The following is a 14,019-nucleotide window of genomic DNA, read 5'->3' as shown; positions in this document are numbered from 1 at the left end:
AATTTTATTTATGATAAAGCCCAGGCTTTATCTCCCTTTTTGTAAGGATAATCGCCTATGTACTTACCCGGTACAGGTACATATCTAAGTGCCTTTGTCGCACCAATTTCCGACGTGAAAAAGCCAAGTAATGTCAGCTGCTTTATCATGGTAAAGTAGTGGTTAGGGTCTTCGGGCTTTTTAGTTTTTGAGTACTCTTTGGCTTCCTTGTCCAACTGCGTCAACAACTCGGTACGTTGTTTGGCATCAGCCTCCATAAAGTCTTTGTTGTACTTCTTTTTGCAGGCATCATTCAGATCGCCTACACCTTTTTTGAACACTTTCTGGTCATCTTCGGTATAGCAATCGCGTACCATAACCGCCATAAAGCCACCTACGTTGGCTGCCTTAGCACCCGGGGTAGACGTTTGAGGCAAAATGGTTTCGCCTACCTCATTTAAGTAGGCAGTGGTATTTTTATCAAAAAGGTCGTCGGTATTAACGTTGCTTCCTGATTTACAGCCTGATACAAAGAACTCGGCACCGATAACAGCACCGCCCAGTATCATACCAACCCGGCTTATCGCATCTCTTCTATTCATTTGTTTATAGAATTAGGAGTTAATTTTAATGTTTACAAGGCTTAAGCTTTCAGCTCAAAACCTGCTGGATACTCGCGTTTTACATACTTGTTAACGGCATCAAAGTTGGTCACCTTCATTGCCTTATTATCCCATGTATATTTTAATGCACCACCTTTAAGGTCGTGGCCGCGTACGGCCAGGTTAGCCATCAGTAAAGCCTCGGTAAGCGGGCCCGCAACTTCAAACGGAGAGCTCACTTCCATTTTACCGTAACCAGCTATACATGCCTCAACCCACTGCGCGTAGTGGCCGTTTGCACCACCCGGAACACGCTTGTATTTCTGAGGAGCTTTGGCATCTTTAGTACGCTCTTTAGGTAACAAAGTAGCTGCATCAGAATAGGTGCTGGCAAACATTTTACCTTTAGTACCTATAAATAAAGTACCGTTACCTTCTTCGCCGCCCCATGGTTCGCTTGGGCCAAGTTCATCTGGTCTTTCAGGCTGTATACCGCCGTCCATCCAATGCAGGGTAACATCGCCTTTGGTTTTATTAGTTTTAGGGAAAGTTAAAGTAATGTGGCTTGATGGAGGGCAGCTTTCAGGGAAAACGCCTTTTTTAAATTCATCAACGTAAACACTGCCTACGCTTGCCTGTACATCCTTAACATATTGAATACCCAGCACGCGGAAAGGAGCCTCAACAAGGTGGCACCCCATATCGCCAAGAGCACCTGTACCGTAATCCCACCAGCCGCGCCAGTTAAAAGGTACCAGTTTGTCTACATACTCTTTACGGGGCGCGGTTCCCTGCCACAGGTCCCAATCAAGCTCTTTTGGCACTTCAGACTTATTTGTTGGCCATTGGATGCCTTGCGGCCATACAGGGCGGTTTGTCCAGCAATAAACGGTATGTACATCGCCAATCAAATCAGCATCGTACCATTCTGCCATAAGGCGGGTACCATCGTTTGATGCACCCTGGTTACCCATTTGTGTAACTACTTTGAATTTTTTTGCAGCCTCAGTTAATAAGCGGGCTTCCCAGATATCATGCGTAAGCGGTTTTTGCACGTAAACATGTTTACCTAATTGCATAGCATGGTACGCAATGATAGCGTGGTTATGATCTGGGGTTGATACCGATACGGCATCGAAATTTTTATGCTCTTTTTCTAACAGATCGCGCCAGTCTTTAATATATTTTGCCTTAGGGAATGATGCCCTTGAGGCAGCTGCACGGCGATCGTCAACATCGCAAAGGTAAGCGATGTTAGCTTTACCGCTTTTTGCAAATGCAGCAATATCGCTTTGGCCCTTACCACCGGCACCTATACCAGCAACGTTAAGCATATCACTTGGTGCTATGAATCCCCGGCCGCCTAAAACGTGGCGAGGAACTATCATAAAGCCCGCAGCCGCCATTGAAGCCGACTTAAGGAAATCTCTTCTGCTTGTACCGTTGTTTGTAGTTTTGTTTTTTTCAGTCATTGTTTATTGTTTTTCGATAGGTTAGACATTCCCTTTTTTCAATTCCTTAACGGCAAAGTCGGCCGCACGGGCAGTAAGGGCCATGTAAGTTAAAGATGGGTTTTGGCATGCAGCAGATGTCATGGCGGCGCCATCAGTAACAAATACGTTTTTGGCATCCCAAACCTGGTTCCACTCGTTAAGTACTGATGTTTTTGGATCGCGGCCCATACGTGCAGTACCCATCTCGTGGATACCACGCCCTAATACAGGCTCTGATGTATAAGTTTGTACGTCTTTAACACCCGCGTTCTCCAGCATTTCTTTAGCATCGTTCATCATATCGATACGCATTTTACGCTCGTTATCTTTACACTCCGCATCAATAGCCAAAATCGGCAGGCCCCATTTATCTTTTTTGGTTTTATCCAGGTATACGCGGTTTTCGTGATATGGCAGGGTTTCGCCAAAGCCACCCATACCAAAGCTCCAGCTGCCTGGTTCAGAAAGGGCATCTTTAAAATCACCACCGATGTTCATTTCTGCAATGTCACGGCTCCAGTTGGCGCGGCTGCCACCACCCTGGTAACCAAAACCACGAATGTAATCGCGTTTTTCGCCGTTAAGGTTGCGGTAACGAGGAATGTAGATACCATTTGCCCTGCGGCCAAAATAGTATTTATCTTCAAAGCCTTCTACACGGCCACCGGCGCCAACGCCTAAGTGGTGGTCCATAACGTTATGTCCCAGCTCGCCGCTGCTGCTGCCCAAGCCGTCAGGCCATATATCTGTAGCAGAGTTCATTAACACCCATGCACTGTTCAATGCAGACGCGTTAACGAAAACTATTTTAGCGTAGTATTCATAAGTTTTGTTGGTTTCGGCATCCAGTATCTCTACACCTTTGGCTTTTTTGGTGTTTTTATCATAAAGGATCCTGGTAACTATTGACCAAGGGCGAACGGTTAAGTTACCGGTTGCCATTGCCGCAGGCAAAGTAGCAGATTGTGTGCTGAAGTATGCACCAAACGGACAGCCTAACCAGCATTTGTTACGGTACTGGCAGTTTGTACGGTTATTGTGCGGTACTGTAATGTTAGCCGTACGGCCGATAATGAAATGCCTTGCATCTTTATAAAATTCTTTATAGCGCTTAGCAATGTCTTTTTCAACAACGTTCATTTCCATAGGCGGCATAAAATCGCCGTCCGGAAGGATTGGCACGCCGTCGCGGTTACCAGATATTCCTGCAAATTTCTCTGCATAGCTATACCACGGAGCCAAGTCTTTATAGCGTATAGGCCAGTCAACAGCGATACCGTCTTTTAAGTTAGCCTCAAAATCGGTATCATGCCAGCGGTACGACTGCCTGCCCCACATTAATGAGCGACCGCCTACATGATAGCCCCTAAACCAGTCGAAACGTTTGATCTCGGTGTATGGGCTTTCTTTTTCGTTGGTCCAATAGTCAAGGTTGGTCTCATTCAGTGGATAATCACGTTTTAAAACAGGATAATCCTCGATCATTTTTTGCGTACGACCGCCACGGTGAGGAAACTCCCACGGACCTTTGTTTGCATTAACATAGTCCTTAATGTGCTCGATATTTTTACCGCGCTCCAACATGATGGTTTTTAAACCTTTCTCAGTCAGTTCTTTTGCAGCCCATCCGCCTGAGATCCCCGAACCAATGACTATCGCGTCATAAGTGTTTGTAGACATAAAAGTATAGCGTTAAATTAATTTTGTTAGTAACTGGTTGTCTCGCCTAATGTATGAATAAAAATTATTTTTAAAACATTTTTTTCATTGTGTTTTTTTTACACATTTAGCAGTTCCCGGTTGGCGGTTAACACTTGGCTGTATGCTCACTGCAAACATCCTAATGCTTACTATTTGCCACCCAATCATCTACACGTTGCCTTTCTTCAACTCCCCAACGGCATGGTCAACCGCGCGGGCTGTAAATGCCATATAGGTAAGTGATGGGTTTTGGCATGATGTTGATGTCATGCTGGCGCCATCAGTAACATATACATTAGGGCAGGCATGTAAACGGTGCCATTTATCAAGCATAGATGTTTTTGGATCATTCCCCATGCGCACGCCACCCATTTCATGAATATCAAGCCCTGGTGCCCGGTGATCTGAAAATACCTGGATATTGGTAAAGCCTGCCGAAGTAAACATTTCCTTCATCTGCTCTATGTAATCCTTTTTCATTTTCTCGTCGTTATCGTCGTAATCAACCGATATCTTCAACTGAGGGATACCCCATGGATCCTTTTTGTCTTTGTCCAAGGTAACATAGTTGCTTTCTTTAGGTATGGTTTCGCCCATCATGTGTGAGCCAACATGCCAGCCGCTAAGATCTTTTTTAACCAGGTTCTTCTTCAGTTCGTCGCCAATTCCATCGCTGCTGTGCTGTTCCCAGCGGTAAGCGCTGAAACCGCATGCATATCCCCGCAGGAAATCCGTCTCCTGTTTATACACGTTACGGAAACGCGGGATATAACCGCCGCCAGCCGGGTTGCGGCCATCAGTGGTCCATTCTTTGGCGCCATTATACTCGGCACTCATGTGCGCTGAATAGTTATGGAAGGCTACGTATTTACCCAATGTGCCACTATCATTCCCTAAACCATCCGGAAAACGGTTCGACTTTGAGTTAAGCAGAATCAGGTTAGAATTTAACGCTGCTGCGTTAACAAATATTACATCGGCAAAGTATTCTATGGCTTGCTTGGTGTTGGCATCAATAACCCTTACACCGGTTGCTTTGCCCTTTTTATCATCATAAATAATGGATTCTACCACCGAATGTGGCCTTAAAGTGCATAAGCCACTTTTTAACGCCCAGGGTATGGTTGAGGAGTTTGAACTGAAATATCCGCCAAACGGACAACCACGCTGACAAAGCGTACGTTCCTGGCATTGCGCCCTGCCCTGTTCTATATGTACAGGGTTTGGCTTTGACAAATGCGCGCAGCGCGCGCTGATCACATGCCGGTTTTTGTAGTTCTTTTTAACGTGCTGGCTAAAGTATTGTTCCACCACATTCAGAGGGAACGCGGGTAAAAACTCACCGTCGGGCAGCTCGGGTATGCCGTCACGGTTGCCGGATATACCAGCAAACTTTTCTACATAGCTATACCAGGGGGCAATGTCTTTATAACGTATAGGCCAGTCAACAGCAAAGCCGTCACGCGCGGGGCCTTCAAAGTCAAAATCGCTCCAGCGCTGGGTTTGGCGCGCCCATAATAATGATTTACCACCGGTTTGATAACCGCGGATCCAATCGAAGGGCTTTTCCTGTACATAAGGGTGCTCGGCGTCTTTTACAAAAAAATGAGCGGCATCCTCACCAAAGGCGTAACAACGGTTTACTATAGGGTTTGCTTTTTGTACAGCATCGGGCAGTACTCCATGGTGCGGAAACTCCCATGGATATAAATTGGTTGTAGGATAATCTTTAATGTGTTTTACATCACGGCCGCGCTCCAGAACAAGCGTTTTCAAACCTTTACCGGTAAATTCTTTGGCTGCCCAGCCGCCACTCATCCCCGAGCCTATAACTATGGCATCAAACGTGCGCTCTTTTATACTATCTATATTTAAATTGGCCATAATTATGCTGTAACTTGCTTTTTAACCGGGAAACGTGCATTATACCTGCCAGGCACCAGTTCGTAAACAACTTGTTTGGTCATGAAATATTTGGATGTGGTATAGCCAAACACGGTTTGCTGTTTTACCGCTTTGTAAAAAGCCATCGATTTAGAATCGTCTTTATACTTATCATCCTTGCTGTTCTTTTCAAAAGCGGCAACAAATGCGGTCCGTTCTTTATCGGTACTTTCATTAAATGATTTGCCCAGTTGTTTTTTGGCCTCATCAGCAAAACTATCCAAGCCTCTCATAAAATCGTCCTGCTGCTCCTTGCCCATGCAATCATCTATCATTTTAAATACAAACAGGTTAATGCCCAGGTCTTTTGCTCCTGGCGAATCTGTTTTTGGCAGGATAGTTTCGGTAAGGTTGGTCACCAGGTTCTCCTGTTCGGCATCAATCTTCAGATTTTTCAGTTCAACAACAGGCTTACCCTTGTCGTTGTTAAGGCACGATGGCAATACTGCCGCACTACCCAGTATAAGGGCCATGTTCCTGATTGCTGCGCGCCGGTTAATGTTAAAATTCAATATATTGTTATTTAGCGTTAAATATAATTGAAGTGGTTAATATAGCCTTTAAGGCTTAATATCCCCATTTTTTCATGGTTTGTAAATCAATTTTTACACAATCTATCGGGTCTATACCCTGGTACGACTCCTGCTCGATAATTAAATATACCGTTCCGCCCGATTTTTTTGCCACTTTCAGTACATCTTTAACCGGCAGCACTCCCCTGCCCAGAATAGTACTTTCGTAACCGGTGCCTTCATTATTGGTTGCGCTTTTTACCTCATCCTTAACGTGCATGGACACAAAGCGGCCCGGGTACTTCTCGATAAGGGAAATAGCGTTATTTTCGCGGCCATACATGTTACCGATGTCTAATTGCTGAGCCACCAGTTCAGGGTCGGTATTCTGCAGAATATAATCGAACAGCCGCATATCGCCAACCATAGTGGTAAACTCAAAATCGTGGTTATGGTAACCAAATTTCATGTTGTACTTTTTACAAAGCTCGCCGCTTTTATTAAAGCGCTCCATGGTGCGCTTAAGCAGGTCGGTATCATGGCGCACCTTATCATCCATCCACGGGCTTATTACAAACTTTTGGCCCATGTAAGCAGCATCCTCAACGGTTGCTTTCCATACATCGGTAAAGTCGTTCTTTTCGTTATCCCAATGGGCTGGTGTCATTACAGTGTGGCCACTTGGCATTTGCAGGCCAAGATCATCCAAACGGGTCTTGAATTCTTTGGCCGTCCACCCATAAAATTTACGGTCGATATAATTGGCGTGCTCAACAAATTTATAACCCATATCGGCCAGTTTCTTCAATGTGCCGGCAGGATCTTTCCCCATGGCGTCGCGTACGGAGTAAAGCTGCAAGCCCACGCGTTGTATTGGCGCTGCTGCCAATAAGCTGTCCGGAATAAGAGCTGCTGCACCTACAGTTAAGGCGCTGTTTTTGATAAAAGATCTTCTGGATAACGTCATTATTGTTTGAGATTAGTTGATTTAATTTTTACTGATAGGAAAAGCAGGAAAAAGCAAGTCTGAGTTGCTTACAAAGGCAATGTTCCTGCTATCCGGCGACCATGATGGTGTATTGATGGTACCCTGCCCGCCATACAGGTAAGCCACTACTTTTGCCGGGCCGCCTGAAGCAGGCATCACCCTTATATAAACATGCTTGTAAAAAGGATGATCCCCAGGCTCCACCTCATTTTTCAGGAAAGTGATAAACACTATCCATTTACCATCGGGTGATATGTGCGGGAACCAGTTGTTATAATCATCGTTGGTTATTTGCGTTTGTTCAGAACCATCTGCTTTCATGCGCCATATCTGCATCAGGCCGCTGCGTACCGAGTTAAAGTAAATATACCTGCCATCGGGCGTGTACTCGGGGCCATCATCCAGTCCATCGGTAGTGGTCAATCTTTCCTCAGGGCCGCCGGCCGAAGGGATGCGGTAAACATCATAGTTTTTGTTCCGCTCGCCGCAAAACACCAGATATTTACCATCCGGCGACCAGCCATGCATGTATGACGCGCCTTTGCCCAATTGGGTAACCCGCCGTGCTTTGCCCCCGTCAACAGGCACTACATAGCCAACTGAAGGGCCACCGTCGCCGCTGCTTATGGTAAGCCACTTACCATCAAAGGATATTACATGGTCGTTATTATTGTTTTTCGCGGGATCGGTATCCAGGGCCTTTGGGGTATTGGTGGCCAGGTCATACTTATATAAGGTACCCTCGCTGTTATAAATAAGCGATTTGTTATCAGTTGTCCAATTGGGTGCTTGTAATGACTTTGGCGACTGGTAAATGATACGGCTGTTTTGTGTGGCCATATCCAGTATTTCAATACTGCTGCCAAGGTACTGCTTATAAGCAACAAGGTTTACCGGCGCAGGTTTAACAATACGAACGTTACTAAAAACAGCCTTTTCCGTTACATCAGCATTGTGCGAACAAACAAATATTCCAACGTAAACTTCATCACCCAGGTCAAGGTCGATCTTTTCCTCCGGGCCGAATGCTTCTCCTGCCTGTGCTGCAGACATGGTAAAGGTAGTTCCCCTTCGTTCTAACTGTATGACACCGGCAGATCTGATACCTGATTTTTGCTCGGCGGTACTGTCGCCATCCAGGCGGCGATACTGCAGCGAAGTGAGGCCATCACCGTGTACTACCGCATTTACATGCGCCGATTCACCTTTTAATGACTTGCGTACCATCAGCCCGAATTTCCTGTGCGCCTCGGTGCCTTTACCTACAAAAGCCGCGTTGGTACGCAAAATAAAATCCCCCTTCAGTTTTTTCCATACAAAGTAAAACTCGTCATGGTTAAACCAGATGTTTGTTCCGGAGCCGCTCACCGTGTATTGCTGCAGGCTTTTGTTATAAAGCACACTGCCTTTGTGCTTTACCGCCCCCACATCACCACTGCCATCAAATATACCAACAGAAGCAGATTGGGCAAATGCATTGCCTGTTCCTGTAAGCATAAACAGCAGTAAGTATTTCGTAAATTTAAACATCAGGCTTACAGGTTAATAATTGGTTTACTAAGTTATATATTCGTTTAGTAAAATCACAGTGCAAAAGCCTTTAAAAGCAAAAAAAGAATGTTTTTTACATTCTTTTTTTGCTGCAGTTATCAAGCAGGTTAAAATAGTATCAGAAAAAGTTAAATAAATTTAACTTGCAAAAACCTCTTTCCCGGTAACCGGGCAATATACCGGTTGTGCAACTACCGTTTGCTTATCAACGTAATTTTTAAGAAATTCCTTTTTTGAGTCATGGTAATGGCTTACTGCCCCTATCATGCTCATAAACTTAATATAATACCATGCGGCATCAACCTGATAAGCTTTAAAACCAGAACGTGCACTTTTAGGATATAAATGATGATTGTTATGCCACTCGCCTGCTACTATACCCGGCCACAGCTGATTGATCGACATATCATTCCTGTTAAAATCAATACCATCCCGGCGTTTATCTTTTCCTTTACCATGGCCCTCGTAATTAAAGGTACGCACACCTACAGCCCATACACCTGCGGCGCCAAAAATAGCGCAGGCCAGGCCCATTCCGCCAAGCAGGTAAAACACGGTAAACCAAAAAGCCCAGTTTGCTATAACCCCTATTATCATTTGAAGAGGGTTGGCTACTGAACCCCACTTTTGATACTGTTTATATGAATTAGTAGTTACCCCGGTATGTTTCATCAGGGTAACACACCGGTCAAAGTGTTTTTCACTTAAGTTGCGGTTGACTGGTTGATGGTTAACATCGGCCAGGAAGCAGTATAAAAACCCGCCTTCGGCGTTGTATGGATCGCCGGGTGTGTCAGACAAAGCATGGTGAACATGGTGCGATATGGCGTAGATCTCTTCGGGTATGATTTTTAATGTAAGGTTTTGGGTAACAAACCGCCAAAAGTTATTTTTAAACTTATAAGCGCGGTGTGTACAATACCGGTGGTACCAGATAGTACCATGCGTACCCATTACTATCATACTGTACACAAAAGCAATAGCCAGGCCTTTTAATGTGAAATATTTAAAGATAAATAGCAGCAAAAATGGCGCAAGGCATAATACCATCACCCAACTGGTAAATGACAGCCAATTTTTTTTACATTTGATGATATTCAGCCTGGAAAAAAATTCTTTTAAAATTTGTTTGGTAGTAGGTTTAGAAAGTTCGCCGTCGGCATTCTTCCAACCGTACGATGGTGCCTGGAGCACATCATGTATAAAAGCCATTAAGATGGGATTAGTTTAAATAATTGGGTTAAGTGAGGATATACGGTTAAAAGTAATCAATAGTTTTCAATTAATTTAAATTATTTAACAAAAAATTAAATTAAGTGAATTAAGTTTTTAACGATGGGAGAAATAAAAGTTTATACTTCTAAAAAAGGTATCATAGTATTTATACCCCTTTTGATACTGACAGGAGTGATAATTACCGGCATTATCACCGGCGAATACTGGCCTGCGGTTATTTGCACCTTATTGCTGGCCATCCTGATCTTACCAATGTTGTTTAACACTAATTACACCATAACCGGCGATAATAAGCTAATTGTTAAGTGCGGTTTATTAATAAATCAATCCATTGATATTGTGTCAATCAAAAAGATAACCCCAACCAAAAGTATATTGAGTTCGCCTGCTTTATCGTTAGACAGACTGGAGGTAACTTATAACAAGTTCGATGCTGTTATAATATCACCCGAAAACAAAGAAAACTTTGTTGCCGACCTGCAAAACATTAACCCGGCAATTGAGTATGTAAATAAAAGCCAATTATAAAATAACCAGACATAATGCCCAACCGTTACTTAGTTATCTTCTTATACCTGTTTATACCGTTATACGGTTTTTCGCAGCAAACGCTTAAGGTTACCAAAAAGGTGAGTGATGATGTAAAAGAAGTTTATCATGTGCTGGCAAGCGATGGGCGTACTAAAACCGGGCTTTACCAGGCATTTTATAAAAACAAGACCGTAGTAGCCAACGGCGGTTACAGCAATGGTAAGCGTACCGGTGTATGGCAATTTTATAACCGCAACGGAAAAGTAGTACAAAGCTATAATTTTGACCGCAACCAATTGTATTACGAAGCGCCGGAAGATACAACATCAAGCCTGCACTACGCGGTTGACAAGCAACTTGACTCGGCAAGTGTTGTCACCAAGCCGGTTAAAATTGGTGGGGTATATTTTGGTTATCTGCCTTACGTATCGCTCTTTAAAATACCGGGGCAACTATCAGAGCTTAACCGCGACGCCATGACAGCGGTAGTAGAACTACTGATAAGCCCGGGCGGGCGTTTGGCAGATTATAAGGTACACCTTTACTATACGGTGCTGGCACAAAATGTGGCTGAAATTCCGATGAACCTTAAACTGCCCGACCCCAACGATTTGACTTTTACACCGGCAACTTTAAACGGTGTGCCCATTACCAGCAGGGTTTTAATAAGGTGCAAGGTAAAAAGTAACGGCAGGCTGGATTTTAATTAAACAAAAAGAGATGCGGAAACCGCATCTCTTTTTGTTTAATTCACTATTAATGTTGGTGATGACCATCAGGCCCGTGGGCATGGCCATGCGAAAGCTCTTCTGAAGTTGCAGGGCGTACGTTAAGTATTTCTCCCTTAAAGTGCAGATCCTGCCCGGCCATTGGATGATTAAGGTCAACTATTACCGAATCTTCTGTAACAGATACTACCTGGCCCTGGAAACGGTTACCATTGTTATCCTGCAGAGGCAATACCTCGCCAACATTAGGCAGTTCAGTATCCTGAAACATTTCTTTTGGCAAATTAGCTACGGCCTCTTCATCAAACTCGCCGTAACCATCCTGTGCAGATATGCGGAAATCATAAGTATCTCCGGTTGAAAGTGTGCTTAAGTTCTCTTCAAATTTCGGTATCATCTGGCCTGCGCCAAACAAAAAGGTAAGTGGTTGCTCTTGTGTTGCGCTTTCAACAAGCCCTTCGTTGCCATCTTCTTTTTTAACATACAGATCGTATGTTAATGATACTACGTGTTGTGGTTGAATTTTCATTTATTAATTATTTTGCGGCAAGGTGCTAAAAATATTTCAGCCCGACCAGTTATTTATATAATAAGGGTTTAGCTATTTATTTGTTTTAAAGCATCAGATAAATTATGGGCAGGCAGGCCACAGGTTTTATCGCGGCAAACAAAAATACGGGTAGTATCGCCCAGCCTGTTTTGCAGTAATGGCAATGTGCCTGTTGCGCCACCAAGTATTATTTTATTGGGGATATATCGTGTTTCAATCTCCTTGCGCATTTGCTCGTATCCGGGGCCGGTTACCGCTACTTCATTCACCCCAAAAATCTCCTCAAGCAATAAGATGGTCCAGTTGGGATAAGCCGTGCCGTACCTGGCCATGTGCGGCACTATATTGCGTAACAGCTGGGCCGATACCTCTAAGTAGCCTTCGTTATCAAAAAACAAACCTAATTTTTTAAGATTACGTGCCATCACCGAGTTGGATGCCGGAATTACCCCATCCATAATTTCAGATTTACGAGCTATCAACTGTTCATCATCGTCTGCCGTGTAATAAAACACGCCACCGTTTTCATCATAATAATGCTGCAAAGCGTAATCAGCAAGTTTTTGAGACTGTATCAGCCATTTTTCATCAAAAGTTACTTCGTACAGTGTAATAAGCCCATCAATTACATTTGCGTAATCATCAAGAAAAGCTTCACCGGGGCCTGGCGCGTCTTTTTTGTATACCCGCGAAAGCTTTGCACCCTTCATTAAATTATTAATGATAAACCCTGCATTATGAATGGCAATCTCTAAATACTCAGGTTTGTTAAATGCCCGGTAAGCCTCGCACACCCCCTTTAGCATTAACCCATTCCATGATGCCAGTATTTTGTTATCCAGGCCGGGCCTTACCCTCTTACTTCGGGCATCAAATACCTGCTGCCTGCTTACATTTATTTTGCTTATCAATTCCTCAACTGTTAAACCCAAGCTGTCGGCCAGTTCAGTGCCATCCCGGCGCCGGAAAAACACATTAGAGGCTTCTTCTTCCCAGTTACCATCTTCTGTCACATTATAGTAAATGTTGAATAAGCCGGCAGCCTCGCCTAATATTTCTTCAAGTTCGGTTTGCGTAAAAATGTAAAACTTCCCTTCCTTCCCTTCGCTGTCGGCATCCAGCGCCGAGTAAAAGCCGCCTTCGGGCGATGTCAGTTCGCGTTTTACAAACTGAATGATCTCGTCAGCAATAGTTTTATACAAAGGATCCGGCTTCCAGATACAGGCTTCAGAATAAAGGCTTAAAAGCTGGGCATTATCGTAAAGCATTTTTTCGAAATGCGGCACATGCCATACGCCATCCACCGCATAACGGGCAAAGCCGCCGCCTATATGATCATATATGCCTCCGTAAGCCATTTTTTTAAGTGTAAGCTGTACGTTTTGAGCGATACCATCATCCTGCATCAGGTGCGCATAGCGCATTAAGAAAACCCAGTTAACCGGCATCGGAAATTTGGGGGCGCCACCAAATCCTCCTTCAACCGGGTCTATATATCGGCGCCATGTGGCCATAATGGTTTCCAGGTCGGCTCGCGTATATTCAGCTTGTTCTGTTACAAACGGCACCGACTCATATTGCTTAATGCCTTCTGTTAATTTTACGGCGTAGTCTTCTGCCTCCTGCGGTTTTTGCTTATAAAAATCGGCCAGGTTTAACAGTAACGAGGCCCAATCATTTTTACGAAAGTAGGTACCTCCGTAAATAGGGCGTTGATCGGGCAGGCAAATGCAATTTAAAGGCCAGCCGCCCCTGCCGCTCATCAACTGTACGGCACTCATGTATATCTGGTCTACATCAGGGCGTTCTTCCCGGTCAACCTTTATGCAAACAAAATACTCGTTCATCAGCGCGGCTACGCTTTCATCCTCAAAACTCTCGTGCTCCATTACATGGCACCAGTGGCAAGCCGAATAGCCGATACTCACCAGTATCAGTTTATTTTCATCCCTGGCTTTTTGCAAAGCTTCAGCTCCCCAGGGGTACCAGTCTACCGGGTTATTGGCATGCTGCAAAAGATACGGAGAGGTTGAATTAGCAAGACGATTCATAAGCACACAGATGTTTTTAATAAAAAGGCCTAAATTGTTAATTGTTTTGAGGATGTGCAAATAAGCTTTATCACGACAGGTAAAAGCAGATGCGCTGCTGACAGAGAGGGCTTCTATCAATCTTCATTTTTTGATCCTCTTTCCGCTCGCGGA

General features: G+C 44.2%; 12 protein-coding genes. 2 read left to right on the top strand and 10 right to left on the bottom strand.

Annotation, left to right across the window (positions count from 1 at the left end; all coding sequences use genetic code 11):
- Positions 1–8: 8 nt before the first annotated feature.
- The 8 genes from ACFQZX_RS04550 to ACFQZX_RS04515 form a co-directional block, all read right to left on the bottom strand.
- A complete protein-coding gene (locus ACFQZX_RS04550; RefSeq protein WP_377111817.1) occupies positions 9–581 on the bottom strand; it encodes a gluconate 2-dehydrogenase subunit 3 family protein in 573 nt (190 codons plus the stop codon).
- A 41-nt stretch (positions 582–622) separates the two neighbouring features.
- Positions 623–2,053: a Gfo/Idh/MocA family protein gene (locus ACFQZX_RS04545; protein WP_377111814.1), complete on the bottom strand. Its 1,431-nt coding sequence runs from the start codon at positions 2,051–2,053 to the stop codon at positions 623–625.
- 21 nt (positions 2,054–2,074) lie between these two features.
- Entirely contained in the window at positions 2,075–3,754 is a 1,680-nt protein-coding gene (locus ACFQZX_RS04540) for a GMC oxidoreductase (RefSeq protein WP_377111812.1), read from the bottom strand.
- A 189-nt stretch (positions 3,755–3,943) separates the two neighbouring features.
- Positions 3,944–5,659 carry a GMC oxidoreductase gene (locus ACFQZX_RS04535; protein ID WP_377111809.1) on the bottom strand — a complete coding sequence of 572 codons (1,716 nt, stop codon included), beginning with the start codon at positions 5,657–5,659 and terminating at the stop codon, positions 3,944–3,946.
- 2 nt (positions 5,660–5,661) lie between these two features.
- The gene (locus tag ACFQZX_RS04530) at positions 5,662–6,231 is read right to left on the bottom strand and encodes a gluconate 2-dehydrogenase subunit 3 family protein (protein ID WP_377111807.1); all 570 of its coding nucleotides are present in this window, start codon (positions 6,229–6,231) and stop codon (positions 5,662–5,664) included.
- Between the two features lie 55 nt (positions 6,232–6,286).
- Entirely contained in the window at positions 6,287–7,198 is a 912-nt protein-coding gene (locus ACFQZX_RS04525) for a sugar phosphate isomerase/epimerase family protein (RefSeq protein WP_377111805.1), read from the bottom strand.
- A 21-nt stretch (positions 7,199–7,219) separates the two neighbouring features.
- The gene (locus ACFQZX_RS04520) at positions 7,220–8,749 is read right to left on the bottom strand and encodes a TolB family protein (RefSeq protein ID WP_377111803.1); all 1,530 of its coding nucleotides are present in this window, start codon (positions 8,747–8,749) and stop codon (positions 7,220–7,222) included.
- Positions 8,750–8,908: 159 nt separating this feature from the next.
- Positions 8,909–9,982, bottom strand: a complete 1,074-nt coding sequence (locus ACFQZX_RS04515; RefSeq protein WP_377111801.1) for a fatty acid desaturase — start codon at positions 9,980–9,982, stop codon at positions 8,909–8,911.
- Between the two features lie 123 nt (positions 9,983–10,105).
- Here ACFQZX_RS04515 and ACFQZX_RS04510 point away from each other — a divergent pair, with 123 nt between their 5' ends.
- Both ACFQZX_RS04510 and ACFQZX_RS04505 read left to right on the top strand, forming a co-directional pair.
- The gene (locus tag ACFQZX_RS04510) at positions 10,106–10,534 is read left to right on the top strand and encodes a PH domain-containing protein (RefSeq protein WP_377111798.1); all 429 of its coding nucleotides are present in this window, start codon (positions 10,106–10,108) and stop codon (positions 10,532–10,534) included.
- A 14-nt stretch (positions 10,535–10,548) separates the two neighbouring features.
- Positions 10,549–11,247, top strand: coding sequence for a toxin-antitoxin system YwqK family antitoxin (locus tag ACFQZX_RS04505; protein ID WP_377111796.1), 699 nt, complete (start codon positions 10,549–10,551; stop codon positions 11,245–11,247).
- 46 nt (positions 11,248–11,293) lie between these two features.
- Here ACFQZX_RS04505 and ACFQZX_RS04500 read toward each other — a convergent pair whose 3' ends face one another.
- Both ACFQZX_RS04500 and ACFQZX_RS04495 read right to left on the bottom strand, forming a co-directional pair.
- Positions 11,294–11,794 (bottom strand): FKBP-type peptidyl-prolyl cis-trans isomerase, encoded by a 501-nt coding sequence (locus tag ACFQZX_RS04500; RefSeq protein WP_377111793.1) that lies wholly within the window; start codon positions 11,792–11,794, stop codon positions 11,294–11,296.
- A gap of 68 nt (positions 11,795–11,862) precedes the next feature.
- A complete protein-coding gene (locus tag ACFQZX_RS04495) occupies positions 11,863–13,866 on the bottom strand; it encodes a thioredoxin domain-containing protein (RefSeq protein ID WP_377111790.1) in 2,004 nt (667 codons plus the stop codon).
- Positions 13,867–14,019 lie beyond the last annotated feature (153 nt).

This window comes from Mucilaginibacter litoreus, from assembly GCF_042676805.1.
Classification (GTDB): Bacteria; Bacteroidota; Bacteroidia; order Sphingobacteriales; family Sphingobacteriaceae; genus Mucilaginibacter; species Mucilaginibacter litoreus.
This window is presented reverse-complemented; position numbering and strand designations above follow the sequence as displayed.